Source organism: Pseudonocardia xinjiangensis, from assembly GCF_050948425.1.
GTDB lineage: Bacteria > Actinomycetota > Actinomycetes > Mycobacteriales > Pseudonocardiaceae > Pseudonocardia > Pseudonocardia xinjiangensis.
In genome coordinates, this window is record NZ_CP192009.1 from 3511151 (window position 1) to 3536114 (window position 24964).

At 74.7% G+C, this 24964-nt stretch carries 19 protein-coding genes; 8 read left to right on the forward strand and 11 right to left on the reverse strand.

The annotated features are described in order from the left end of the window. Positions 1 to 31: 31 nt before the first annotated feature. The 7 genes from hutU (at position 32) to ACQPZA_RS16555 (ending at position 10064) form a co-directional block, all read left to right on the forward strand. A complete protein-coding gene (gene hutU / locus ACQPZA_RS16525; RefSeq protein ID WP_433282012.1) occupies positions 32 to 1690 on the forward strand; it encodes a urocanate hydratase in 1659 nt (552 codons plus the stop codon). Continuing rightward, positions 1687 to 2988 carry an allantoate amidohydrolase gene (locus tag ACQPZA_RS16530; RefSeq protein ID WP_433282013.1) on the forward strand — a complete coding sequence of 434 codons (1302 nt, stop codon included), beginning with the start codon at positions 1687 to 1689 and terminating at the stop codon, positions 2986 to 2988. The genes hutU and ACQPZA_RS16530 overlap by 4 nt, the downstream gene beginning before the upstream one ends. Further along, positions 2985 to 4355 (forward strand): formimidoylglutamate deiminase, encoded by a 1371-nt coding sequence (locus tag ACQPZA_RS16535; RefSeq protein ID WP_433282015.1) that lies wholly within the window; start codon positions 2985 to 2987, stop codon positions 4353 to 4355. Before ACQPZA_RS16530 ends, ACQPZA_RS16535 begins: the two co-directional genes overlap by 4 nt. A gap of 26 nt (positions 4356 to 4381) precedes the next feature. After that, positions 4382 to 5551, forward strand: a complete 1170-nt coding sequence (gene hutI / locus ACQPZA_RS16540; protein WP_433282836.1) for an imidazolonepropionase — start codon at positions 4382 to 4384, stop codon at positions 5549 to 5551. Positions 5552 to 5719: 168 nt separating this feature from the next. After that, the gene (locus tag ACQPZA_RS16545; RefSeq protein ID WP_169396991.1) at positions 5720 to 6298 is read left to right on the forward strand and encodes a hypothetical protein; all 579 of its coding nucleotides are present in this window, start codon (positions 5720 to 5722) and stop codon (positions 6296 to 6298) included. Between the two features lie 191 nt (positions 6299 to 6489). Beyond that, positions 6490 to 7326, forward strand: a complete 837-nt coding sequence (locus tag ACQPZA_RS16550; protein ID WP_433282017.1) for an FAD binding domain-containing protein — start codon at positions 6490 to 6492, stop codon at positions 7324 to 7326. Continuing rightward, positions 7326 to 10064: a molybdopterin-dependent oxidoreductase gene (locus ACQPZA_RS16555; protein WP_433282020.1), complete on the forward strand. Its 2739-nt coding sequence runs from the start codon at positions 7326 to 7328 to the stop codon at positions 10062 to 10064. Before ACQPZA_RS16550 ends, ACQPZA_RS16555 begins: the two co-directional genes overlap by 1 nt. Here the strand turns inward: ACQPZA_RS16555 and ACQPZA_RS16560 are convergent. From ACQPZA_RS16560 to ACQPZA_RS16570, 3 genes are read right to left on the reverse strand one after another with little or no spacing between them, the layout of a single operon-like run. Beyond that, positions 10055 to 10807, reverse strand: a complete 753-nt coding sequence (locus tag ACQPZA_RS16560) for an SDR family NAD(P)-dependent oxidoreductase (protein ID WP_433282022.1) — start codon at positions 10805 to 10807, stop codon at positions 10055 to 10057. The two genes, ACQPZA_RS16555 and ACQPZA_RS16560, sit on opposite strands and share 10 nt — an antisense overlap. A gap of 16 nt (positions 10808 to 10823) precedes the next feature. Further along, positions 10824 to 11762, reverse strand: coding sequence for a DMT family transporter (locus ACQPZA_RS16565; protein ID WP_433282024.1), 939 nt, complete (start codon positions 11760 to 11762; stop codon positions 10824 to 10826). Between the two features lie 24 nt (positions 11763 to 11786). Beyond that, positions 11787 to 14294 (reverse strand): wax ester/triacylglycerol synthase domain-containing protein, encoded by a 2508-nt coding sequence (locus tag ACQPZA_RS16570; protein ID WP_433282026.1) that lies wholly within the window; start codon positions 14292 to 14294, stop codon positions 11787 to 11789. A gap of 41 nt (positions 14295 to 14335) precedes the next feature. On the opposite strand from ACQPZA_RS16570, the gene ACQPZA_RS16575 reads away from it, so the two are divergent. Next, on the forward strand, positions 14336 to 15469 hold the full coding sequence (locus ACQPZA_RS16575) for an MGDG synthase family glycosyltransferase (protein ID WP_433282028.1): 1134 nt from the start codon (positions 14336 to 14338) through the stop codon (positions 15467 to 15469). A gap of 29 nt (positions 15470 to 15498) precedes the next feature. On the opposite strand, the gene ACQPZA_RS16580 is transcribed toward ACQPZA_RS16575, so the two are convergent. The 8 genes from ACQPZA_RS16580 to ACQPZA_RS16615 form a co-directional block, all read right to left on the reverse strand. Next, complete coding sequence (locus ACQPZA_RS16580) at positions 15499 to 16110, reverse strand: VC0807 family protein (RefSeq protein WP_433282030.1); 612 nt, start codon at positions 16108 to 16110, stop codon at positions 15499 to 15501. A 144-nt stretch (positions 16111 to 16254) separates the two neighbouring features. Then, a complete protein-coding gene (gene hpnH / locus ACQPZA_RS16585) occupies positions 16255 to 17259 on the reverse strand; it encodes an adenosyl-hopene transferase HpnH (protein ID WP_169396998.1) in 1005 nt (334 codons plus the stop codon). 2 nt (positions 17260 to 17261) lie between these two features. After that, positions 17262 to 18758, reverse strand: a complete 1497-nt coding sequence (ispH, locus tag ACQPZA_RS16590) for a 4-hydroxy-3-methylbut-2-enyl diphosphate reductase (protein ID WP_433282032.1) — start codon at positions 18756 to 18758, stop codon at positions 17262 to 17264. Further along, a complete protein-coding gene (gene shc, locus ACQPZA_RS16595; protein ID WP_433282034.1) occupies positions 18755 to 20677 on the reverse strand; it encodes a squalene--hopene cyclase in 1923 nt (640 codons plus the stop codon). Before shc ends, ispH begins: the two co-directional genes overlap by 4 nt. Continuing rightward, positions 20677 to 21705, reverse strand: coding sequence for a polyprenyl synthetase family protein (locus tag ACQPZA_RS16600; RefSeq protein WP_433282037.1), 1029 nt, complete (start codon positions 21703 to 21705; stop codon positions 20677 to 20679). Before ACQPZA_RS16600 ends, shc begins: the two co-directional genes overlap by 1 nt. Then, positions 21702 to 23090, reverse strand: coding sequence for a hydroxysqualene dehydroxylase HpnE (gene hpnE, locus ACQPZA_RS16605; RefSeq protein ID WP_433282040.1), 1389 nt, complete (start codon positions 23088 to 23090; stop codon positions 21702 to 21704). Before hpnE ends, ACQPZA_RS16600 begins: the two co-directional genes overlap by 4 nt. Continuing rightward, complete coding sequence (gene hpnD, locus ACQPZA_RS16610; protein WP_433282042.1) at positions 23087 to 23998, reverse strand: presqualene diphosphate synthase HpnD; 912 nt, start codon at positions 23996 to 23998, stop codon at positions 23087 to 23089. The genes hpnE and hpnD overlap by 4 nt, the downstream gene beginning before the upstream one ends. Further along, positions 23995 to 24933, reverse strand: coding sequence for a squalene/phytoene synthase family protein (locus tag ACQPZA_RS16615; protein ID WP_433282045.1), 939 nt, complete (start codon positions 24931 to 24933; stop codon positions 23995 to 23997). The genes hpnD and ACQPZA_RS16615 overlap by 4 nt, the downstream gene beginning before the upstream one ends. Positions 24934 to 24964: the final 31 nt, after the last annotated feature.

Genomic DNA, 24964 nt, shown 5'->3' on the forward strand with positions numbered 1-24964 from the left:
AAGCTGGTCCGAGGCCCGAAGGAGGCCCGCCATGGAAGGCGCCCGTCCCGTCCGAGCCGCCCGCGGCACGACCCTGACCGCACGCTCCTGGCAGACCGAGGCGCCGCTGCGGATGCTCTGCAACAACCTCGACCCCGAGGTGGCCGAGCGGCCGGACGACCTCGTCGTCTACGGCGGCACCGGCCGCGCGGCGCGGGACTGGGCGTCCTTCGACGCCATGGTGCGCACGCTCACCACGCTGGCCGACGACGAGACGATGCTGGTGCAGTCCGGCCGTCCGGTCGGGGTGCTGCGTACCCACGAGTGGGCGCCGCGGGTGCTGATCGCCAACTCGAACCTCGTCGGCGACTGGGCCACCTGGCCGGAGTTCCGGCGGCTGGAACGGCTCGGCCTCACCATGTACGGGCAGATGACGGCGGGGTCGTGGATCTACATCGGCACCCAGGGCATCCTGCAGGGCACCTACGAGACGTTCGCCGCCGTGGCCGCCAAGCGGTTCGGCGGCACGTTGGCCGGCACGCTCACCGTCACCGGGGGCTGCGGGGGCATGGGTGGTGCGCAGCCGCTGGCCGTCACCCTCAACGGCGGGGTCTGCCTGGTCGTCGACGTCGACGCGGCCCGGCTGCGCAGGCGGGTGGAGCACCGCTACCTCGACGAGCTGGCCACCGGCCTCGACGACGCGGTGGCCCGCTGCGAGGCGGCCCGCCGGGAGCGCAGGGCGTGGTCGGTCGGGGTGGTCGGCAACTGCGCCGCGGTGCTGCCGGAACTGCTGCGCCGCGGCGTCGAGGTGGACGTCGTCACCGACCAGACCTCGGCCCACGACCCGCTGTCCTACCTGCCCGACGGTGTCGACCTCGAGGACTGGCCGGAGTACGCGGCCGCGAAGCCGGAGGAGTTCACCGAGCGGGCGCGCGAGTCGATGGCGCGCCACGTCGAGGCGATGGTGGGGTTCCTGGACGCGGGTGCCGAGGTGTTCGACTACGGCAACTCGTTGCGTGACGAGGCCCGCCAGGGCGGCTACGAGCGCGCGTTCGCGTTCCCCGGGTTCGTCCCGGCCTACATCCGGCCCCTGTTCTGCGAGGGGAAGGGGCCGTTCCGGTGGGCCGCGCTGTCGGGCGACCCGGCCGACATCCACGCCACCGACGAGGCCGTGCTGGAGCTGTTCCCCGACGACGACCGGCTGCACCGCTGGATCCGGGCGGCGCGCGAGCGGGTCGCGTTCCAGGGACTGCCGGCCCGGATCTGCTGGCTCGGGCAGGGGGAGCGCGACCGCGCCGGGCTGCGGTTCAACGACATGGTCGCCTCGGGTGCGCTGTCGGCGCCCGTCGTGATCGGCCGCGACCACCTGGACACGGGGTCGGTGGCCTCGCCCTACCGGGAGACCGAGGCGATGGCCGACGGTTCCGACGCGATCGCCGACTGGCCACTGCTCAACGCGCTGGTCACCACCGCGTCCGGGGCGAGCTGGGTGTCGATCCACCACGGCGGTGGCGTCGGGATCGGGCGGTCGCTGCACGCCGGGCAGGTCACCGTGGCCGACGGCACCGAGCTCGCCGCCCGCAAGATCGAGCGCGTGCTCACCAACGACCCGGCCAGCGGGGTGCTGCGCCACGTCGACGCCGGGTACGAGACGGCCGCCGAGGTGGCCCACGCCCACCACCTGCGCGTTCCGATGCAGGAACACGCATGACCGCCCAGCCCCCACCCGGGTTGCAGCAAAGCCACGTTGCGGCAACGAGATGGCATGAAAGTGGCTTTGCTGCAACGGGGGCGGCCGCCTTCGACGCCCTCTGGGGCGAGCTCGCGCCGGTCGGGCGGCACGCGCGGACCGGCGGGTACCGGCGCTTCGCGTGGACAGCGGCGGACGCGGCGCTGCGGGAGTGGTTCGTGGGCGCGGCGCAGCGGCGCGGGCTCGACGTCACCTCCGACCGGGCGGGGAACCTCTGGGCGTGGTGGGGCGATCCCGACGCCGACGGGCCCGGGCTGGTGGTCGGCAGCCACCTCGACTCGGTGCCCGACGGCGGGGCGTTCGACGGTCCGCTGGGGGTGGTGTCGGCGCTGGCGGCTCTGGACGTGCTGCGCGCCGCGGGCCGGCGACCGCGGCGCCCGCTGGGCGTCGCCGTCTTCTCCGACGAGGAGGGCGCGCGGTTCGGGGTGGCGTGCGCCGGGAGCCGGATCATCACCGGGGCGCTCCCGGCCGACCGCGCCCGCTCGCTCACCGACGCGGACGGCACCACCATGGCCGAGGCGATGGCCGCCGGCGGCCACGACCCGCACCAGGTGGGCCCCGACGCCGAGACGCTGCGCCGCATCGGGACCTTCGTCGAGCTGCACGTCGAGCAGGGCAAGGGCCTGGTCGACGAGGAGCACGGCGAGGGTGCGGCCGTCGGCGTGGCGAGCGCGATCTGGCCGCACGGGCGGTGGCGGCTCGACCTGCGCGGCCGCGCCGACCACGCCGGCACCACCCGGCTGGCCGACCGCGACGACCCGATGCTCGCGCTGGCCGCGGCGGTGGCCACCGCACGGAGTGCGGCGGAACGGCACGAGGCCCTGGCCACGATCGGCAAGCTGCGGGTGGAACCGAACGGGGTGAACGCCATCCCGTCGGCCGTCACGGCGTGGCTGGACGCGCGCGGGCCTGCGGAGCGCGGCGTGCGGTCGGTGGTCGCCGCGGTCGGCGCGGCGGCCGGAGCCGACCCGGTGGAGGAGTCCTTCACCCCGGCGACGGACTTCGACGTGGTCCTGCGTGACCGGCTCGCCGTCCTGCTCGGTGAGGTCCTGTTCGGCGACGCCGGGCGGCCCGCGCCGGTGCTGCCGACCGGGGCGGGCCACGACGCCGGGATCCTCTCCGCCGCCGGTGTGCCCACGGCGATGCTGTTCGTGCGCAACCCGACGGGCGTGTCCCACTCCCCGCACGAGCACGCCGAGACCGATGACTGCCACCGCGGCGTCGCGGCCCTCGCCCGGGTCGTGGAGGAGCTGGGGTGACCCCACCCTCGACCCGGCCCCCGCCGGGGCGGTCGTTCTGGTGCGAGCTGGCCTGGCTCGCGCCGGGTCCGGTGCCCCGGGTCCGCATCGCCGTCGCCGACGGCCGGATCGCCGCGGTCGAGACCGGGGTGGCGCCCGCGCCCGGCGACGAGCGGCTGCCCGGTCTCGTGCTGCCCGGGTTCGCCAACGCCCACAGCCACGCCTTCCACCGGGCGCTGCGCGGCCGCACCCACGACCGGGGCGGCACGTTCTGGACGTGGCGCAGGCTGATGTACGCCGTCGCGGCCCGGCTGGACCCGGACTCCTACCTCGCGCTGGCCCGGGCGGCGTACGCGGAGATGGCGCTGGCCGGCGTCACCGCCGTCGGGGAGTTCCACTACCTGCACCACGGCCCGCGCGGCGTGCCGTACGCCGATCCGAACGCGATGGGGCACGCGCTGATCCGGGCGGCCACCGAGGCCGGGGTGCGGCTCACGCTGCTCGACGCCTGCTACCTGTCCGGGGGGCTGGACGACGCCGGCCACACCGCGCCCGACGAGGTGCAGGCCCGGTTCTCCGACGGGGACGCGGCCGGCTGGGCCGCGCGGCTCGCCGGGCTCGCCGACGGCGCCGGGCTCGCCGACGGCGCGGTGCGCATCGGCGCCGCGATCCACTCGGTCCGCGCGGTCCCCGCGGCGCAGCTGCCGCTCGTCGTGGCGGCCGCCGCCGGCCGCCCGCTGCACGTGCACCTGTCCGAGCAACCGGGGGAGAACGCGGCGTGCCAGGCGTTCTACGGGGCCACCCCCACGGAGTTGCTCGCCGGGCACGGCGTGCTCGGTGCCGCCACGACGGCCGTCCACGCCACCCACCTGACCGGGCGGGACATCGCGCTGCTCGGCGGCTCGCGCACCACCGTCTGCGCGTGCCCGAGCACCGAGGCGGACCTCGCCGACGGGATCGGCCCGTTCCGGGCGCTCCGCGACGCCGGCTCGCCGCTCGCGGTGGGCAGCGACCAGCACGTCAGCACCGATCTGCTGGCCGAGGCCCGGCTGGTGGAGTCGCACGAGCGGCTCGCGCGCGGGGAGCGGGGCCGGTTCCCGCCCGCCGAGCTGGTCGACGCCCTCACCGCGGCGGGTCACGCCTGCCTCGGCCGGCCGGACGCCGGCCGGATCGCCCCGGGGCAGCGGGCCGACCTGGTCGCCGTGCGCCTCGACGGTCCCCGCACCGCGGGAGCCGCTCCCGAGCAGGTGGTGCTGGTGGCCGGCGCGGCGGACGTCGACACCGTGCTGGTCGGCGGCGTCCCGGTCGTGACGGGCGGCGTCCACCGGCTGGGCGACGTCGGAGCACTGCTACGCCAGGCGATCGAGCCCCTCTGGAGCGCGTCATGACCAGCGTCGAGACGGCCACCGGCACGATGTCGCACGCCGCCACCCTGATCACGGGGGTCGGTGAGCTCGTCACCAACGATCCCTCCCTCGGTGCCGGTCCGCTCGGGCTGGTGCCCGATGCCGCTCTCGTGGTGCAGGGCGGTGCGGTGGCCTGGGTCGGCCCGGCCGCCGCGGCTCCCGCCGCGGACGAGCGCGTCGACGTCGGCGGCCGGGCCGTGCTGCCCGGGTTCGTCGACAGCCACGCCCACCTCGTGTTCGCGGGGGAGCGCTCGGCGGAGTTCGAGGCCCGGATGTCCGGTGTCCCCTACGACGGCGGTGGGATCGCCTCGACCGTCCGGGCCACCCGCGAGGCGGACGAGGATCAGCTGCGCGCGCGCCTGCGGGGGCTCGTCGCGGAGATGCGCGCCCAGGGCACGACCACCGTCGAGATCAAGAGCGGGTACGGGCTGACCGTGGCCGACGAGGAGCGCGCCCTGCGGCTCGCCCGGGAGGTCACCGACGAGACGACCTTCCTCGGCGCGCACGTCGTGCCCGCGGAGTACGCGGGCCGGGTCGACGAGTACGTCGCGCTGGTCACCGGTCCGATGCTGGCGGCCTGTGCCCCGCACGCGCGCTGGATCGACGTGTTCTGCGAACCCGCGTCACCGCACGCCTTCGACGGCGCGGCCTCCCGCGCGGTGCTGACGGCCGGCCGGGACGCCGGGCTCGGCCTGCGGGTGCACGGCAACCAGCTGGGCCCGGGGCCGGGCGTGCAGCTCGCGGTGGAGCTGGGCGCCGCCAGCGTCGACCATTGCACCCACCTGACCGAGGCTGACGTCGCGGCCCTGGCGTCGGGCATCACGGTCGCGACGCTGCTCCCCGGCGTCGAGTTCTCGACCCGCCAGCCCTACCCCGACGCCCGCCGCCTGCTCGACGCCGGTGTCACCCTCGCGCTGGCCACCGACTGCAACCCCGGCACGTGCTTCTCCTCGTCCATGGCGCTGTGCGTGGCGCTGGCGGTCCGGGAGATGGCGATGACCCCGGCGGAGGCCGTACTGGCGGCCACCGCCGGTGGCGCGGCGGCGCTGCGCCGCGACGACGTCGGCCACCTGGGTGTCGGTGCCCGTGCCGACCTTGCCGTGCTCGACGCGCCGTCCTACCGATATCTGGCATATCGGCCCGGTGTCCCGCTCACCGGCACGCTCGACATCACCTGATCGACCTGGATCAGGCGTTCCGGGAAACCCTGAGAATCCTGTGAACCGCCGGAACCACCCTCACGTGATCACCACCGGGCGCTGCGACAAGGCGCGCCCGTCGGTGCACGGCGACCGGCCGCGATCCCGCGGAGGCCCGTGTTCTCGACCTGATCACGAGGAGTTCCCATGGGTCCGCACGCTGCTCGGCGGTTCACCGTCGGCCTGATGTTCGCCGCGATCGGCCTGGTCTCGGCCTGTTCGGTGCCCGGGGTCTCCGTCACCCCGGCCGCCGCCAACGTGCCGTCCGCCCAGGTCCCGGCCGCGCAGGTCCCGGCGGCCCAGGACACGTCCGGGCTGGTGCCGCTGGCGCCGCCGGTGACCGTGGTGGAGCAGGGCGCGCCGGCCACCCACCACTCCACTGCGAAGGCCCCCAAGGCCGCTGCGGCTCCCGCGCCGAGTGGCTACGACAGCGGGACGAAGTCCTACTCCGGGTCCAGCGGTGACGCGGTGAACTGCGGCAAGGTCGGCCCCAAGGGCGGCAAGCAGGTGGACCTGATCGCCGAGGAGACCTCGGCCGGCATCGTCGGGTGCACCGAGGCGATCGACGTCATCACCGAGTACTACCAGGAGGCCCCGACGAAGTCGCAGGGCACGGCGCACGTCCTCAACGTGCAGGGGTGGAACTGCCTGGCCGACACCGGCGCGTACGGCAGCGGGTCGATCGGTTGCGACAAGAACGGCTTCGCCTTCCGCACCAAGCCGTGACCCGGGAGCGCTGACCTCTCACCTGGGGTCACCGGATGTGAGATGCGCATCACGGGTTGGCGCCCCGCGGCGGCCGAAGCTGCTCAGATCGTCGGAACACGCACTGCGACCTGCCTCCACACCGCCGTCGGGCTCGTCCCCGGTGTGTGCCGTCAGCGCCGGCATCGACCGGCGGGTGGATGGTGGTGGGTGTGGACCTGGACACGGTGACGGAGATCCGGAGCGCCCGGGAGCTCGACGGGTGGCGACGGGGTGATGCGTGGCTGGCGGGCGGGACGTTCCTGTTCTCCGAGCCGCAGCCGCACCTCACCCGGCTGCTGGACCTGAGCGACATGGGGTGGGCTCCGCTGGAGGTGACGGACCGTGGCCTGGAGATCGCGGCGACGTGCACCGTTGCCGACCTGGCGCGGTTCGTCCCGCCCGCCGGGTGGACCGCGGTCCGGCCGGCGACGGGCCCGTCCCTGGTCGAGCAGTGCTGCCGCTCGTTCGTGGCCTCGTTCAAGATCTGGACGATGGCCACGGTGGGCGGCAACATCTGCAACGCGCTGCCCGCGGGCCCGATGATCTCCCTGACCGCGGCGCTGGAGGGCACCGCCACCCTGGTCGCACCCGACGGTGCCCGGCGGTTCGTGCCGGTCGCCGACGTCGTCACCGGGGTGGGCACCACGGTGCTGTCGGACGGGGAGCTCCTGCGGTCGGTGACCCTGCCGACCTCCGCGCTGCGGAGCAGGACGGCGTTCCGCCAGGCCTCGCTGTATCCCGTCGGGCGGTCCGGGGCCCTGCTCATCGGCCGGCTCGACCCGCTCGAGGGCTCGCTCACCCTCACCGTCACCGCATCGACGGTCCGGCCGGTGCAGCTGCGCTTCGGCCGGGCTCCGGACGCGGGCACCCTCGCCGATGCCGTGGCGGAGGCGATCCCGGCGCAGGCCTACGTCGACGACGTCCACGGGCTACCGGCCTGGCGGCGGCACATGACGCGGCGGCTGGCCGAGGAGATCCGCCGCGAGCTGGAGGAGGGGACCCGCTGATGGGCGTGGTGGTGAACGGGCGCGAGTTCGCGGAGCGGCCCCGGCCGGGCCAGTGCCTGCGAACCTACCTGCGGGAGCGCGGCTGGTTCGGGGTGAAGAAGGGCTGCGACGCGGGGGACTGCGGCGCCTGCACCGTGCTCGTCGACGGGGAGCCGGTGCACAGCTGCGTCTACCCGGCACACCGCGCGCAGGGACACGAGGTCACCACGATCGAGGGGCTGGCAGCCGGCGGCGAGCTGCACCCGGCGCAGCAACGGTTCCTGGACGCGCAGGGCTTCCAGTGCGGGTTCTGCACGGCCGGGTTCATCATGACCACCGCGACCCTGGACGAGGAACAGCTGAACGACCTGCCGCGCGCGTTCAAGGGCAACCTGTGCCGCTGCACCGGCTACCGCGCGATCGAGGACGCCGTGCGTGGGGTCCGGCGTGTCGACGAGCCCGCTCCGGGGCAGGCCGTGGGCTGCAGCGTGGCCGCCCCCGCCGGGCCACAGATCGTCACCGGGACCGCCCGCTACACGTTCGACGTCGAGGTTCCTGGGCTGCGCCACATCAAGCTCCTGCGCTCCCCGCACGCCCACGCGCGGATCGCCGGCATCGACACGGGGCCGGCCATGGCGGTGCCGGGGGTGGTCGCCGTCCTCACCCACCATGACGCCCCGATCGGACTGTTCTCCTCGGCTCGCCACGAGCACCCGGAGGAGGACCCCGCCGACACCCGGGTGCTGGACGACGTGGTTCGCCACATCGGGCAGCGCGTCGCCGTGGTGGTGGCCGAGACCGAAGCCGCGGCCGCTGAGGGCTGCCGCCGGGTCCGCGTGGACTACGAGGTGCTGCCCGCCGTGACCGACCCGGAGCGGGCCATGTCGCCGGGCGCGCCCGTCATCCACCCGGGGAAGGGCCCGGAGACCCGGATCGCCCGGCCGCAGGACAACGTCGTCGGCGAGATGCACGAGGAGATCGGCGACGTCGAGCAGGCGTTCGCGCAGGCCGACGTGGTCTACGAGGGGACCTTCGGCTCGCAGCGGGTGCAGCCGGCGCACCTGGAGACCCACGGAGCCGTCGCCTGGTTCGAGGAGGACGGCAGGCTCACCGTCCGCAGCAGCACGCAGACGCCGTTCCTGACCCGCAGGGTCCTGTGCGACCTGTTCGACCTGCCGGAGGACCGGCTGCGTGTGGTCGCCGGGCGCGTCGGCGGCGGCTTCGGCGGGAAGCAGGAGATGCTGGTGGAGGACGTCGTGGTGCTCGCCGCGCTGCACACCGGCGGCCCGGTGAAGCTCGAGTACACCCGCGACGAGCAGTTCACCGCGTCCACCACCCGCCACCCCTTCTCCGTCCGCATGACGGTGGGCGGGCGCCGCGACGGCACGCTCACCGGCATGGCGCTGCGGGTCGTCGCGGACGCGGGCGCCTACGGCAACCACTCGCCGTCGGTGCTGTTCCACAGCTGTTCGGAGCCACTGGCGCTCTACCGCTGCCCGAACCGCAGGGTGGACGGCTTCGCCGTCTACACCACCACCGTCCCCTCCGGTGCGTTCCGCGGCTACGGGCTCAGCCAGGTGACGTTCGCCGTGGAGTCGGCGCTGGACGAGCTGGCGCGGCGGCTGGGCATCGAGCCGGCTGCGTTCCGCGAACGCAACATCATCGCCTCGGGTGATCCCGTGGTCGATCCCGGCGGCCCGAAACAGGACCTGGAGATGGGCAGCTACGGGCTCGATCAGTGCCTCTCGGTCGTCCGGGACGCCGCCTCCGACGACAAGGCAGGCGCGCCGGCACCCGATGGCTGGCTGGTCGGGCACGGCATGGCGCTGTCCATGATCGCCACCGGGCCCCCCGGTGGCCACTTCGCCGACGCCCGACTCACGCTGCTGGAGGACGGCTGTTACGACCTGGCCGTCGGCAGCGTCGAGTTCGGCAACGGCCTCGCCACCGTGCACAGCCAGATCGCGGCCGCCACCCTGGGCACCACGGTGGACCACATCGGCGTCCGGCAGGCCGACACCGACGTCGTCGGCCACGACACGGGTGTCTTCGCCTCCGCGGGCATCGTCGTCGGGGGGAAGGCGGTGCTGCGCGCGGCCGAGGCCCTGCGGGCGGCGCTGCTCGCCGGTGCGGCCGCCTGCACCGGAACGGAGCCGGGACGGTGCCACCTGGAGCCGGACGCCGTGAACTGCGGGGGGCAGCGGCTGCCGTTGCCGAAGCTGTGGGCGGCGATGCGCGACGCCGGGCACGAACCGGCCGCGGACGGCCACTCGGACGGCACCCCGCGCTCGGTGGCCTTCAACGCGCAGTGGTTCCGCGTCGCGGTCGACCCCGACACCGGGGAGATCCGGATCCTGCGCAGCGTCCACGCGGCCGACGCCGGCGTCGTCATGAACCCGTTGCAGCTGCGCGGCCAGGTGGAGGGCGGGGTCGCCCAAGCCCTCGGCGCCGCCCTGTACGAGCAGGTCCGGATCGAGGAGAACGGGCAGGTCAGCACCCCGGACTTCCGCCGCTACCACCTGCCCGCCTTCGCCGACGTGCCGCGCACGGAGGTCCACTTCTCCCGCACCGCCGACGCGATGGGCCCGCTCGGGGCGAAGTCGATGAGCGAGAGCCCCTTCATCCCCGTCGCACCGGCGCTGGCCAACGCGCTGCGGGACGCGACCGGGGTCCGCTTCGCCCGGCTCCCGTTCACCCGCGACAGGGTGTGGCTCACCTACAGGGACGCCGTGGGTGAGGCGGCCGAGGGTCAGCCGTGACCCGCGTCCGGTCGCCGGTCCATCCGCCGTGACAGGTGCGCGAAGGCGGCCGGCGCGACGCCGTGCACGCGCGCGCCGACGGTGAGCCAGCGCGGCACGAACACCTCGGCACGGTCGCGGCGCACCGCGTCGACCAGCGCGCCGGCCACCCGCTCCGGGCTGACCGCACGCGGGAAGCGCCGGTGGTAGGGCTGCCCGCGCCGCTCGTAGTACGGGGTCGCGACGGCGCCGGGCAGGACGGTGGTGACGCCGATGTCCGACTCCACGCGCAGTGCGTCGGCGAACCCGCGCAGGCCTGCCTTGGTCGCCGAGTACGCGGCCTCGTACGCCACCCCGATCGCCGCGACGGAGGCGACGAACACCACGTGGCCGCGGGCGGTGCGCAGCGTCGGCAGCAGGGCCCGGGTGAGCTGCACGGGAGCGACGAGGTTGACGGTCAGCAGCTCGTCGACGACCTCGGCGGGTGTGTCGGCCAGCGGTCCGGCGGCGCCGACCCCGGCCCCGTGGACCAGCAGCTGCGCCCAGCCGTCCGCGGCGTCGGACACGGCCGCGACCCCGGCGGGTTCCCGCAGGTCCGCCACCAGCGCACGGCCCCCGCTGCGGAGGGCGACGGCGTCGAGCCGGTCCCGGTCCCGGCCCACGAGCAACAGCCGGCAGCCGTGGTGGGCGAGGCGTTCCGCCACCGCGGCCCCGATTCCGGACGAGGCACCGGTGACCACGGCGTTGCGGGGCAGCGAGGTCATCCGCAGCAGAGGGACGTCATCGGGCGACGGGTCCCGCGCCGCGGCGCATCACGAGCGGGCGGTCGGCCATGATCTCCCGGCGCTGCAGCAGGTGGTGGCCGCGCATGGCGATCAGCGCGATCGAGCCGATGACCACGGCTGCGGCGAGGTACTGGCCCATGAGCAGCGACGGGGAGCTGTCCAGCCGCTCGCCGAGCCAGCTCACGCCGATGAGGACACCGATCACCGGGTCGACACTCGTGATCACGGCCACGGCCGGTGCCACGAGCTGCCCGGCCTGGAAGGTGTTCTGGCTCAGCAGGAAGCCCATCGGGCCGATGATGCAGACCACGTACAGCACCGGGTGGCGGAACGGTTCGTCCAGCCCGACCCGTAGCTGCCCGGTGATGACCTTCATCAGCCCGGCGGTGACGCCGTAGAGGACGCCGGTGGCCAGCGCCAGTGCCAGGACCCGCGAGGAGTGCTCCACGGTGGCCGCGTAGAGGACGCAGCCGAGCACCAGTACGGCCAGTGCTATCGCCAACGGCAGCCCGGCCATGAGGTTGAACTCGCCGCCGGTGCTGCCTTCGGTGGGCCGGGCGAGCAGCAGGAACGCCGAGAGCCCGGCCGCGCAGAGCAGCGCACCGAGCAGGATCAGCGCGTCGGGCCGCCGCCCGTTCATCAGCGCGGCGAACACGGAGGCGAAGGCGACCCCGGTGACGAGCAGCGGCTGCACCACCGCGAGCGGCCCGAAGGCCAGCGCGACGATCTGCAGGGCGAGGGCGACGATCGTGGCCACCAGGCCGAGCAGCCACATCGGACGGGCGAGCAGCTCGACGATCAGCCGCGGGCTGAGGGTCGGAGCGACCGCCACCTCGTGCGTCGCCCGTTGCTGCGCGGCGCTGGCCAGCCCGAACCCGGCAGCGCCCAGCACTGCGGCCGGCACGGCGATCACCAACGCTGTTCCCGAGTCCATCACCACCTCCAGCCCCCAGCCCCCTCAGTCAACTCGGTCCACACGATCCTGCACAGCGCTTAACGACGCCCTGACCCGGTCGGGAATTCCCCCGATCTCGGGTATCAGCCCTGGATCAGCGGTGATCCCGATCGCTGTGGTGCGGCCCCAGTGGAGCGCGCCGACGGCCAGCCCCACCCCGTCGGCCAACGGCAGCACCGGGTACACCTCGCGGATCAGGCCGCCGCGCGAGTGCAACGGGCGCCGCGAGCCCGGCATGACCGAGGCCAGTGCGTGGAAGAACCGCCGCCCGTAGGCGAGGCGCACCAGCTGGGCCTGCAGCCGCCACGGTAGCAGTCCGAGTACGCGCAGCACTGCGGCCGCGCCATCGGGCTGCCCGGCCGACGAGCCCGCTGCCAGCGCTTTCTCCACCCGCCCGACGCGTTCGGCCGGGGACATCGGGCCCGTCGGCAGGTCGATCGAGACGGCGGCGGTGCGGTTGCCCAGCGCGCGGCTGCCCACCGTGGCGCTGGTGCGGGTGGTCATCGGCACCATGGTGCGCACCGCCGCGGGCACGGCCTGCGGGTCGCGCTCGGTGAGCAGCGTGTGCAGGGTCTCGGCCACGACGGCCAGCAGCAGGACGGTGGTGCCGACGCCGTGCGCCCGCGCCGCCGCACGCACCTGCGCGCCGTCCAGGCACACGCCGGCGCGCCGGTGGGCCGTGCCGGCGACGCGCCCTGCCAGCGGTGACGCCCCGGCGCCACCGACGAGGGCGAGGCTCGCGACCCCCCGGACGACCACGGCGGCGCGGCGCAGCCGGTGGGCCACGCCCGCCGGCTCGTCCGGGGTGCTCCGGGGCCGGTCGGGGGTGGCCGGGGTGATCTCGTCGCTCAACAGCCGGATCAGCGCGTCGGTGACGGCGAGACCGTCACCCAGCGCGTGGTGCACCTTGGCCAGCACGGCGATCTCGCCGGCCGCCCGGTCGCGGGCCACCTGCAGCTCCCACCCGGTCGCCACCGGGTCGACCACCGTGGCGAAGAACGCCGTGAGGGCGTCGTCCCAGGTGGGGGCGGTGCCGTCGGCCCCGATCTCGACGATGCCGGGCCGCACGTGCCGGCCGGGGTCGGGCGTGTCGTCGACGAGCCAGCGCAACGGCCGTCCGGGCCGGGGGCGCAGCAGACGCCGGCGCAGCAGCGGGATGTCCGGGACCCGGTCGCGGATGAGTCCGGCCAGTGCCTCGGGCCAGTCGTCGCGGCCGTCGGGGTCCTCGATGAGGATGCGCGCGCCCACCTGCTGGGGTACCTCGGGCGTTGCGGCGTGCAGGAACAACGCGTCCTGCGAGCGCACCCGCGGATGCCGTGGGCCCGGCGTGGCCCGTGGCTGTGCCCGGAGCCGGGCGAGGTCGGCGAGCGCCGCGACGTCGGCGGTGAGGTCGGTGCCGGCGAGGCGGGCGAGCAGCGACGCGACGAGGGCCTCGCGGTGGCCGTCGCGGGCGAGGTCGGCGAGCGCCGCCGTGAGGTCGGCCGGTGCCGGGCACACGCGGGCGAGCCCGGCGTCGGCGAGCAGCGCGGCGGTGGCGCGGCCGTGCCCGGCGATCGGTGCGAACAGCAGGAGCGGGCGTGCGCACGCGAGCGCCTCGAGCGTGGTGGCGCCGCCGGCGTTGGCCACGACGACGTCGCAGTCCCGGGTGGCCGCAGCGGGGTCGTCGACCCAGTCGACCACCCGCATCGCCGCCCCGCGCGGGTGGGCGCGGCCGACGGCGCACAGCCTGCGCCGCACAGTGGCGTTGCGGCCGCTGCTCACGAGCACGTCCGCACCGGCGTCGAGGACGGCGGCGCACGCCGCCGCGACGTCGCCGAACGCCATCGAGCCGCAGGACACGTACACCTGCGGGCGCGCTCGGGCAGCCTCGACGGGTGGTGGGGTGAACCGGCTCGAGACGGGCAGGGCCGCCACCCGGGCCCGGGCGTCCGGGGCGGCGCGGCGCACCAGTGCCGCTGCCGCGTCGGTGGACACCAGGTGCAGGTCCAGGCCGGGGTCCACCCAGAGCGGGTGCGGCGCCGGGTCGGCCATCACGGCGACGGCGGGCATCGGCAGCCTGCCGCGGCGGCGCAGCGCGCCGAGTCCCGTGATGCCCTCGGGGAAGGTGGCCACGACGAGGTCGGGGGAGTGGCGGGCCAGCTGGCGGGCGAGGCCGCGGCCGCTCCACGCCCCGATCACGGCCCGGGTGCCGGCGCGGAACGGGCGCACGTGCCAGAGCAGCCAGAAGTACAGCTCGTAGAGCCAGGAGAACCGCCGCATGCAGCCGGCGTAGATCGCCCGGAAGACGGGCCCGGTGCCCCGGCCCATCCCGTCGAGGGTGTCGGTCCACACGACCTCGACGCCCGGCCACGCGCGCCGGGCCCGTTCCTCGACGGCCCGGGCGGCGGCGTGATGGCCCTCGCCGATGCCGCCGGTGACCAGCAGGACCCGCCGCGGGTGTGCCGGGCCGGGCCCCGGGGCGGGTCCGGTCCGGGTGCTCGTCGCCGTGGTCGTGGGGGTGTCCGTGTTCATGCCACCCCACCGGGGAGTCGATGCGCCGCTAGCGTGCGCTTGTGGACGATGCAGGAGGAGCGGGTGGGTCGGGCGGCCCGGGGCGGGTGCTGCTGCTCTCCGCGCCGGTCGGCGAGGGGCACGTCGCCGCCGCGCGGGCACTGGCGGCGCGGATGCGCGTGCTCTGGCCGGACGCCGAGGTGCTCGAGGTCGAGAGCACCGGCCGCGGGTCGCGGGACGCTCTGCTGCGGGTCTCCTACCGGCTGACCCTGCGGTTCGTCCCGCGGCTCTACGGGATCGGCTACGACCTGCTGGTCCGGTTCCCGAAGGCCGCCGAGGTGTTCAAGGCGATGTCCGCAGGCGGCATCGGCCGGTCGCTCGAACCGGTCATCGCGGCGGCGTCCCCCGACCTGGTCGTCTCGACCTACCCGATGATCTCCGGAGGGCTGGCCTGGCTGCGGCGGCGGGGCCGGCTGCCGGGCCGCGCGGTCGCGGTGGTGACCGACGTGGCCGTGCACCCGTTCTGGGTGTGGCCCGACCTCGACGAGACCTGGACGCTGCTGCCCGCCTCCCGGGAGCAGGCGCGGGCCGTCGCTCCGCTGGCTGAGGTGCGGGTGGTGCCCGCGGCGGTCGACCGGCGCTTCCGGCCGGGTGACCCGAGCGCGGCCCGGGCCGCCACCGGCCTGCGCACGGACGCGTTCGTCGTGCTGGTCACCGGGGGGTCGCTGGGCTTCGGAGGCCTCGAGCGGGTGGTGGACGCGGTACTGGCCGGTGGGGAGGACGTGCAGGCGGTGGTCCTGTGCGCCCGCAACGAGCGGCTGCGGGCCCGGCTGCTCGCGCGCGGCCTGCCGTCCGACCGGCTGGTCGCCCGCGGCTGGACCGACCGGGTGGCCGAGGAGATCACCGCGGCGGACCTCGTGGTCACCACGGCGGGCGGGGTGATCGCGACCGAGGCCCTGGCCGTCGGGCGTGCCGTGCTGTTCGCCGCCCCCATCCCCGGCCACGGGCGGGCCGGAGCGGCGATGACGGCGGCGGCCGGGCTCGCGGTGGTCTGCCGGACCCCCGCCGAGGTGACCGCCGCGGTGCGCAGGCTCCGGGAGGACCCCGGCGCGCGGGCTGCACTGGCCGCCCGCGCGGCCGAGTTCGGCCGCGCCGATCTCGACGACGAGCTGGCCGCGCTCGCCCAGCGGGTCTGACCGCTGGGCGGTGCGCGGCCGGAGCGGTGTCAGGCCGCGGCGGGTGCGCCGATCCGCAGCCGGATGCCCTCGCCCGCCAGCGACCGGCGGAACCACCAGAGCGACAGCCCGATGCCCAGCGCCACCATCGAGTACGACCCGGCGGTGGAGACCACGAGGTAGTTGCCGACGGTCTGGGTGGCGAGCACGGCGAGCGTGGTGGCGCCGTTCACCAGGAACACGCACGCCCACAGCAGCGACACGCGCTTGAAGAAGCGCTTGATGCGCGGGTGCCCGGTCAGTGCCTCCGGGAACGGGCAGAAGTCGTCGGCCAGCTTCGCCAGCAGCGGACGCTCGAAGCCCAGGGTGACGAGCAACGCCACGGCGAACACGAAGTTCTGCACCGTGGGCTGCAGGAAGTAGAGGAAGGCGCTGCCCGTCCACAGGCCCACCACGGTGCGCACGACCAGCAGCATCGTGCTCATGAGCAGGACCACCGGGACCCGCTGGCGCATGACCAGCCTGCGGCCGATCGCCAGCCCGGACCAGCCCAGCGCGGCGTACAGCCCTGCGTCGAACCCGGCCTGGGTGAACAGCACCCAGAACAGGGCCAGCGGGATCAGTGTGGACTCCAGCAGCGGGATGCCCGCATGCCGTAACAACGACCCGACCGGGGGAAGGTGGACCGTAATGCGGTGTTGCAACATGCTCTGCCTCTCCGGCTGACCACGGGGTGCAAGCAGTGTAGTGACACCGGTAACGAGGCGATAACGGGCTCATCGTCCGATTCGACCGGCCCCCCGTAATCAGGTACCCGCTGCGGCGCGCAGCGACTCGCGCAGCGAGCCGAGAGTTGCGAAGACCGCCGAGGGCTCGTACCCGCAGTGGGCCATGCAGTTCTCGCAGCGCGGGTCGTTGCCCCGTCCGAAGGCCGACCAGTCCGTGTCCTCCACCAGTTCCTTGTAGGTCTGCACGTAGCCGTCGTCGAGCAGGTAGCAGGGGCGCTGCCAGCCCAGCAGCGAGTAGGACGGGATCGCCCACGCGGTGCAGGCGAGGTCGACCTTGCCCTCGAGGAAGTCGAGGAAGATCGGGGAGTGGTTGAGCCGCCACTTCTTGCGCCTGCCCCCGTCGAAGGCCTTGCGGAACAGCTCGCGGGTCTGCTCGACGCCCAGCCAGTGCTCCTGGTCGGGGGCCTTCTCGTAGGCGTAGGCCGGCGAGATCTGCATGTTGTCGATGCCGAGCTCGTCGTTGAGGTAGTCGAGGACGTCGATCACGTCCTGCGGCGTGTCGGTGTTGAAGAAGGTGGTGTTCGTGTTGACCCGGAACCCTTTCTCCTTCGCCAGCTTGATCGCGTCGACCGCCTGGTCGAACACCCCGTCCTTGCACACCGAGGCGTCGTGGCGGTCGCGCAGGCCGTCGATGTGCACCATCCACGCGAAGTTCTTGTGCGGGGTGAAGCGGTGCAGGTGCTTGGGCAGCAGCACCGCGTTCGTGCAGAGGAAGACGATCTTCCCGCGGGCGAGCAGCTGACGGACGATCTCGTCGATCTCCTTGTGCATCAGCGGCTCGCCACCGGCGATGGAGACCATCGGTGCGCCGCTCTCCTCGATGGCGCCGACCGCCTGCTCGACGGACATCCGCTGCTTCAGCAGCGATGCGGGCTGTTCGATCTTCCCGCAGCCGGCGCACTTGAGGTTGCACGCGAACAGCGGCTCCAGCTCGACCAGGAGCGGGAACTTCTCCACCCGCTTGATCTTCTGCTTCATCAGGTACGTGGCGAGTCGAATGGACTGGCGCATGGGCATGGGCATGGTCAGCTCACCTCCTTGGGCAGGGTGAATGTGATGGACTCGGTCCCGGTGGTGGCCGTCGTGACGGTCACCGGTCCGAGACCGGACAGGCAGGACACCACCTCGTCGACGAGGTGGTCGGGCGCGGACGCGCCGGCGGTGACACCGACGCGGTGCACCCCGGCGAGCCAGCGCAGGTCGAGCTCGCCGACGTCGTCGACGAGGTGGGCTGGCACGCCGTCGCGGCCGGCGACCTCCGCCAGCCGTCGCGAGTTCGAGGAGTTGGGCGAGCCGACCACCAGCACCAGGTCCGCGGTGGCGGCGACGGTGCGCACCGCGCGCTGGCGGTTGGTCGTGGCGTAGCAGATGTCGTCGCGCCGGGGCCCGGCCAGGCCGGGGAACCGCCTGCGCAGCACGTCGGCGATCTCCTCGGCCTCGTCGACGGCGAGCGTGGTCTGCATCGCGTACGCCACCCGGCCCGCGTCGCGGGGCTGCACCGTCCTGGCGGCGGCGACGTCCTCGACCACGACGACGTCGTCCGGCGCCTCCCCGACGGTGCCCTCGACCTCCTCGTGGTCGGAGTGGCCGATCAGGAACACGGTGTTGCCGCGGTCGGAGTACCGGCGGACCTCGGTGTGCACCTTGGCGACCAGCGGACAGGTCGCGTCGATCACCGACAGGTCGCGCACCCTGGCCTCGTCGCGTACCGCGGGGGCGACCCCGTGGGCGGCGAGCACGGCGACCGCCCCACGGGGGATCTCCTCGACCTCCTGGACGAACACCGCCCCGCGGCTCTCCAGCCCGCGCACCACGTGGGCGTTGTGCACGATCTGGCGGCGCACGTAGACCGGCGCCCCGAAGCGGACCAGCGCCCGGTCGACGACCTCGATGGCGCGCTCGACCCCCGCGCAGAACGACCGCGGCTCGGCGAGCTCGACGGTCCGCGGCCCGGTGGCGGCCAGCCAGTCGCGCAGCGCGGGCGCCGCGCGGCGCAGGGACCGCAGGGCGGCCACCCCGCGCACGACCGTGCCGGGGCGGTACAGGGCCGCCGACGGCGTGTCGACCACGGCGCGGACCACCGCGAACGGTCCACCGCCTGCTCCGGCCGCGAGCCAGGCCGACTCGGTGTCGACGGTCAGCGCGCCACTGCGGGCGAGCTCGGCGCGGCGGGCCCCCTCCACCACGACGGGGCTGGAGAGGACCGGGCCGACGTGGACGCGCAGCCCGCTCCGGCGCAGTGCCGCCGCCAGCGGGGCCGCGGTCGGCACCGGGACGGGGTCATGCCCGTCGCGCCGCACCTCGTCGGCGACCACGAGGTCGCCGGGGCGCAGCCGGTCGTCGAGCGCGCCGGCGACCCCCACGACGAGGACGGGACGCGGCCCGGTCGCCGCGAGCGCGGCCGCCGCGGTGGCCGCCCGGCGCGGGCCGAACCCCGTGCGGAGGACCTCGGTGGCGCCGAGCGGCGCGGCGACGGCGGCCCGCTCCACCCGCAGCGGGGTGCACACGACGGGGGTGGTCATCGTTGTCCGCCCAGGTACCGGCCGAGCGCCGAGACCGGGAACACCATGCGGTAGAGGTGGTAGCGGATGTAGAAGGCGCCGGGGAACCCCGTGCCGGTGAACTCCGGCTCGTCCCACGAGCCGTCGTCGAGCTGCGTGTCGACCAGCCACCGCACCCCGCGCTCGACGGTGTCCGAACGCTCCCCGGCCGCGAGCAGCGCGAGCAGCGCCCACGCCGTCTGGGACGCGGTGGACGTTCCCCGCCCGGACCAGGCCGGGTCGGCGTAGGACCGGATGTCCTCGCCCCAGCCGCCGTCGGGGTTCTGGTGGAGCTCCAGCCAGCGCACCGCGCCCCGGATCGCGGGCGACGACTCGGGCACCCCGGCGGCGATGAGGGCCGGGACCACCCCGCCCGTGCCGTAGACGTAGTTGGCCCCCCACCGGCCGAACCACGACCCGTCCTGCTCCTGGGCGGCCAGCAGCCACGCGACTCCGCGGCGGCAGGCCTGCGACCCCGAGAGCCCCTCGGCCACGAGCATCTCCACCACGTGGGCGGTGACGTCGGCCGACGGCGGGTCGATCACCGCGCCGAAGTCGCAGAAGGGCAGTTTCGTGATGAGCTCGCGGGTGTTGTCGGCGTCGAACGCGCCCCAGCCGCCGTCCCGCGACTGCATGCCCACGGTCCAGTCCACCCCGCGGTCGATCGCCGCGCGCATCCGCGCGGGCTCGGGGTGCGCGACGCGGCGCAGCGCCAGCACGACCTCGGCCGTGTCGTCGATGTCCGGGTAACCGTCGTTGTCGAACTCGAACGCCCACCCGCCCGGCGCCAGCTGCGGCCTGCGCACCGCCCAGTCGCCGGTGACGCGGACCTCCTCGACGAGCATCCAGTCCGCGGCGCGCACCACGGCCGGGTCGTCGGGAGCGACACCGGCGTCCAGCAGGGCCGTGACGGCCAGGCAGGTGTCCCACACCGGCGACTGGCAGGCCTCCAGCCTGCGGACCCACCCGTCGGGGGTGTGCTCGCGGACCAGGAAGCGGTCGAGCCCCGTGATGCCGGCCTTCATCGCGGGATGGTCCATCGGGTAGCCGAGGAGGTGCAGGCAGAGCAGCGAGTACACCCACGGCGGCTGGATGCCGCCCCAGGAGCCGTCGGCCTCCTGACGGGCGAGCACCCACTCGGCGGCGCGGCGCATCGCCAGCCTGCGCAGCGGCCGCATCGGGTGGCGGGAGTAGCGGTGCAGCACCGTGTCGAGACGCTGGAACGCCCCCGCCCAGGACCACAGCGGGGCCCGGCGCGGCCGGGCGGCCTGCCGCTGCCCCGGGGTCAGCCGTTCCTGCGGGCAGCGCAGCTCGTCGATGCCGAACGGCAACGGCCGTGCCGGGCGCAGGGTGGCCACGACCGTCAGCGGCACCACGGTCTGGCGGGCCCAGCAGGCCCAGTCGTAGACGTTGAGCGGGAACCAGCGCGGCAGGAACACCATCTCCGGCGGCATGTCGGGCAGCTCGTCCCACGACCACAGCCCGAACAGCGCGAGCCAGATCCTGGTGAAGACCCGGCTGTTCTCCACCCCGCCCCACGCGAGCACGAACTTCTGCGCGCGCTGCATGTGCTCGGCGTCCGGCGGGTCGCCTGCCAGCCGCAGCGCCACCCAGGCCTCGATGGTGGTCGAGAGGTCGCCGGGACCGCCACGGAAGTTCGCCCAGGTTCCGTCGGCCCGTTGCTGGGAACGGATCCAGCGGGCGGCCTCCTCGGTCTCCTGGTCCTCACGGATACCGAGGAACTCCCGAAGCAGGAGGTCCTCGGCGTCCATCGTCACGTTCGTCTCGAGCTCGCCCTTCCACCAGCCCTGCTCGTCCTGCTGGGACCGGAGGAACCCGACGGCGGCGTCGAGTGCCGAGTGCAGACTGCGTGAGGTGGTCTCCGGCGCGGTGAGGGTCATCAGAACTCCCGGTCGGTGAGGTGACGGCCGAGTGCGACGAGCTCGGCGCGGGTGACGTCGGGAAGCTCGACGCCCGCGAGTGCCTTCTCGGCGAGCGACATCCGCCTGCGTGCCTCGGCCGCGGCCCAGTCGCGGCCTCCGCCGGACTCGACGAGGGCGGCCGCGCGGCGCAGCTCGGGCTCGGTGTCCGTGCCGGTTCCGGTGAGCCAGCGCGCCAGGTCACGCCCCGCCGTCCCCCCGTGGTGCACGGCGTAGGTCACCGGCAGCGACTTCTTGCGCGAGCGCAGGTCCGACAGCACGGGCTTGCCGGTCACCGCGGGGTCGCCCCAGATCCCGAGCAGGTCGTCGACGAGCTGGAACGCGGCCCCGAGCTCGGCACCGTAGGTGCGCAGTGCCGCGGTGAGCGCAGCATCGGCGCCTGCGAGCACCGCCCCGACCTCCGCGCTCACGGCGAGCAGCGCGCCGGTCTTGCCCGCGGCCATCGCGAGGCACTCGTCCACCGCGACGTCCGTGCGCCGCTCGAACGCGATGTCCTCGGCCTGGCCGCGGATCAGCTCGCGGGTGGTGCCGGTGACCAGCCAGGCCGCGCGGGACGCGTGTGGCGACTCGGCTTCCAGCAGCACCTCGACGGCGAGCGCGAGCAGCGCGTCACCCGTGAGGATCGCCGAGGGGGCACCCCACTGCGCCCACACCGTGCGGCGGTGCCTGCGCTCCGTGTCACCGTCCATCAGGTCGTCGTGCAGGAGCGAGAAGTTGTGCACGAGCTCGACGGCGACCGCACCGGGCAGGCCCGCCGCGGCCGTCGCGCCTGCCGCCTCGGCCGACAGCAGCGCGAGCGCGGGCCGCACGGCCTTCCCGCCGCCGTTGCCGGGCGAACCGTCCAGCTCGGTCCAGCCCAGGTGGTAGGACGCCTGCTCGCGGCTCGCGGGATCGAGCCGGGCGACGGCCGCCTGCAGCCCGGGGGTGACGATCTCGCGGCACCGCCGGAGCACGGCGGTGGCGGTGTCGGTGGCGGTGGACGCGGTCATATCGCGACCCCTTCCGCGCGGGCCGGCGTGCCGGCACCGGCGAGCACGGCGTCGGCCGCGGCGTTCCCGCTGCGTACCGCGCCCTCCATCGTGGCGGGCCACCCGGTGGCGGTCCACGATCCGGCGAGGAACAGGCCGGCGGCCCTGGTGGCGGGGGGCGGGCGCAACGCACCGGAACCCGGCGCCGGGCGGAACGTGGCGTGCGGTTCCCGCGTCACGAAGAAGTCCAGCACCCGCGCGTCGCGGGCGGCGGGCAGCAGCGCCGCCAGCGCAGGCAGCATCTGCTCCCGCAACCGGGCGGTCGGCGTGCGGATCAGGTCGTCCGCCGCCGACAGGGACACCGCGACGTACTGCGCGGGCGCGGGGTGCACCCGGCGCAGCCCGGACTGCTCCGTGCGGTCGAACACCCACTGCAGCGGGCTGTCGACGGCCGCCAGGAAGGGAACGTCGAGCACCCGCCGGTCGTAAACGACGTGCACGTTGACGATCGGCGAGCTGCCCAGCTCAGCGGACCACCCGTCCGGCAGGTCCAGCACCCCCTCCGGCACCAGCCGTTCCGTTGCCGCGGGCGGCACGGCGCAGATCATCTGATCGACCACGGTCTCCTCCACCCTCTCGCCCTCCCGTTCGGAGCTGAGCTGCCAGCCGTCCGCCGTCCGCTCCAGCGCGCGGACCTTCGTCGAGATGCGGACCCGCACCCCGGCCGCGCGCAGTGCGCGTCCCGCCGCGTCGTCGTGCAACCGGCCCAGCGGCACCCGGGACCAGCCGATGTCACCTGCCGCCGCGTCGGTGAGCAGCCCGAGCTGGAAGACGGTGGCGGCGGGCGCGAGTGAGGCGGTGTCCGCCCCGGCGTTCAGCGTCGCCACCCCGACCAGGTCCCACAGCGCCTCGATGGCCCGGCGGCTCTGGCCGTGCTCGGCGAGCCACTGCCCGAAGCTGACGGCGTCGGTGGCGGGGTCGGCGGGATCGACCCTGCGCAGCGCCAGCGCCGCCCCGACCAGCCGCAGGCGGTCCACGACCGGGAGCGGGCGGTGACGCAGCAGCGCCCCCGCGAGATGCAGGGGCGCGGGGAGCCGGGACCGGCGCAGCCGGCCGGGCCGCCGCCCGGGGATGTGCACGGGGATGTCCAGCCGGTCCTGCAGCGTCACCAGGTCGGTGACACCGAGGCGGTGCAGCAGCTCGCGGTAGGCGGAGCAGCACCGCAGGAACACGTGTTGCCCGTTGTCGACGTCGAGCTCGCCGCGGCGGAACGAGGACGCGAGCCCGCCCAGCCGGGGCCGCGACTCCAGCAGCGTCACGGCGCAGCCCGCGTCGGCGCAGCGCAACGCGGCCGCGATCCCCGCCAGACCGCCGCCGACCACCCCGACCCGTACAGGAGCACTCATGAGGTGCCGGCTCCCACCGGAGCGCGTCCCGACAGCGCCCGCGCCGCCACCGCGGCCTTCTGCCAGCCCGAGAGAGACCGCCGCTGGTGGTAGACCGACGGCGGGTCGGCCGCGATGTCCTCCAGCAGCTTCCGGTAGATGCCCGACATCGCGGTCACGCAGGCGGAGCTGCGCCGGTCGAGCAGCGGCACCAGCTGCAGGCCCTCGGCGTACCATCCGCGGGCCCGCTCCGCGCTGAACGTGATCAGCTCGGCCAGGCCGCCGGTCTTGTCGACCAGCACGTCGTGCTCGTCGAGGACCAGCTCGACGCCGAAGCGCTCCAGCTCGGCGCGGGGCAGGTAGATGCGGCCGTGCTGCAGGTCCTCGCGGATGTCGCGCAGGATGTTGGTCTGCTGCAGCGCGATGCCCAGCACGTCGGCGTAGCGGGCGGCCTCGGGGTCCGGGCTGGAACCGAAGATGCCCAGGCACAGCCGCCCCACCGAGCCGGCCACGCAGCGGCAGTAGCCGACCATGTCGTCGAACGTCTCGTAGAAGCAGGCCGCGGTGTCCGACCGGGCGTCCATCGCGACGTCCGCCTCCACGCCGTCGACGAGCTCGTCGAACGCGCCCAGCGGGATCGGGTACCGCGTGGCGGCGTCGGTCACCGCCACCAGCACGGGGTCGGCCGGGTCCGGGGGCCTGCGCAGCGACTGCCGGACGTCGGCCAGCGCGCTCACCTTCTCCGCGGTGGGTAGGTCCCCGTCGCCGATGTCGTCGATCCGCCGGGCGAGGGCGTACACCGCGCAGAGCGCCGCGCGCTTCGCCGGCGGCAGCAGCCGGATGCCGTAGTAGAAGTTGCGGGCCTCCCGCCGGGTGATGGCGTCGCACGCCTGGTAGGCGTCGTCGAGGGGGGTCCGTGGCGGGGTCACAGAGCACTCCGGATCAGTTCGGGGACGAGGTGCCGGATGACGTCGCGCCGCCGGGCGGCCGGCGAGCCGGCCAGCACATCCCACTCGGCGCGACGCAACGCGTCGGCGGCAGCACGGCCGCCGGCCACGTAGCCGGCGACAGCGAGACGGGCCCAGCCGTGCAAGGTCCTCACGACGGCGGCACCCTCGTCGAGCAACGCCACCGCGCGAGCGGTCTCATGGGCGATCAGTCTGCGCAGCGCGGGTGACGCGCTGGCCGACCACAGATCGCCCTGGTCATGCCGAGCCTCGCCGACGGCAGCGCCGGCGACATCGCTCGTATTGGTGATTCCGAAGCGGTCGAGGTCCTCCAGCGGGAGGTAGATGCGCCCCCGGTCGCGGTCCTCCGCGACGTCCTGCCAGTGCTCCAGCAGCTGCAGCGCGGTGGAGACCTGGTCGGCGGCGCGCTCGACGGCTCCTCCCGGCGGGGCGTCGACCTCGAACACGGCGAGGACGAGGCGGCCGATCGGCTCGGCCGAGAGAGCGCAGTAGCCGAGCAGCTCCTCCCAGGTCCGGTACCGCGTGACCTGCTGGTCCTGGAGGTTGGCCGCGATCAGCCGGTCGAACGGTTCCTGCGGCAGGCCGCCGTCGCGCACGACGGGAACCAGCCTGCGCAGCACCGGCGCCCGGGGGCCGGTGCCGTCGGGCGACCAGACCGTGCCGAGGTCGTCGGCGAAGGCGCGCAGCTCGGCGGCCCGGTCGCCGTCGGCCTCGTCACCGAGGTCGTCGATCGTGCGGACCACGTCGTAGACCGCGTGCAGCCGGGTGCGCACCCGGGCGGGCAGTACACGGAGCGCAACGGGGAAGTTCTCGGCCTGCTCGGCCTGCCGGAGCCGCGCCTCGGCACCGGGGAGCGGCATGGCGGACGCACCCTGGGCCGGCCGCGATTCGCGCATGAGCCGATGTTGCCCGGGAACTGCCGCCGTC

Coding starts and splice junctions, on each gene's coding strand:
- hutU (WP_433282012.1), top strand. CDS start 32: ATGGAAGGCGCCCGTCCCGTCCGAGCCGCCCGCGGCACGACCCTGACC.
- ACQPZA_RS16530 (WP_433282013.1), top strand. CDS start 1,687: ATGACCGCCCAGCCCCCACCCGGGTTGCAGCAAAGCCACGTTGCGGCA.
- hutI (WP_433282836.1), top strand. CDS start 4,382: ATGTCGCACGCCGCCACCCTGATCACGGGGGTCGGTGAGCTCGTCACC.
- ACQPZA_RS16545 (WP_169396991.1), top strand. CDS start 5,720: ATGGGTCCGCACGCTGCTCGGCGGTTCACCGTCGGCCTGATGTTCGCC.
- ACQPZA_RS16555 (WP_433282020.1), top strand. CDS start 7,326: ATGGGCGTGGTGGTGAACGGGCGCGAGTTCGCGGAGCGGCCCCGGCCG.
- ACQPZA_RS16560 (WP_433282022.1), bottom strand. CDS start 10,807: ATGACCTCGCTGCCCCGCAACGCCGTGGTCACCGGTGCCTCGTCCGGA.
- ACQPZA_RS16565 (WP_433282024.1), bottom strand. CDS start 11,762: ATGGACTCGGGAACAGCGTTGGTGATCGCCGTGCCGGCCGCAGTGCTG.
- ACQPZA_RS16570 (WP_433282026.1), bottom strand. CDS start 14,294: ATGAACACGGACACCCCCACGACCACGGCGACGAGCACCCGGACCGGA.
- hpnH (WP_169396998.1), bottom strand. CDS start 17,259: ATGCCCATGCCCATGCGCCAGTCCATTCGACTCGCCACGTACCTGATG.
- ispH (WP_433282032.1), bottom strand. CDS start 18,758: ATGACCACCCCCGTCGTGTGCACCCCGCTGCGGGTGGAGCGGGCCGCC.
- shc (WP_433282034.1), bottom strand. CDS start 20,677: ATGACCCTCACCGCGCCGGAGACCACCTCACGCAGTCTGCACTCGGCA.
- ACQPZA_RS16600 (WP_433282037.1), bottom strand. CDS start 21,705: ATGACCGCGTCCACCGCCACCGACACCGCCACCGCCGTGCTCCGGCGG.
- hpnE (WP_433282040.1), bottom strand. CDS start 23,090: ATGAGTGCTCCTGTACGGGTCGGGGTGGTCGGCGGCGGTCTGGCGGGG.
- ACQPZA_RS16615 (WP_433282045.1), bottom strand. CDS start 24,933: ATGCGCGAATCGCGGCCGGCCCAGGGTGCGTCCGCCATGCCGCTCCCC.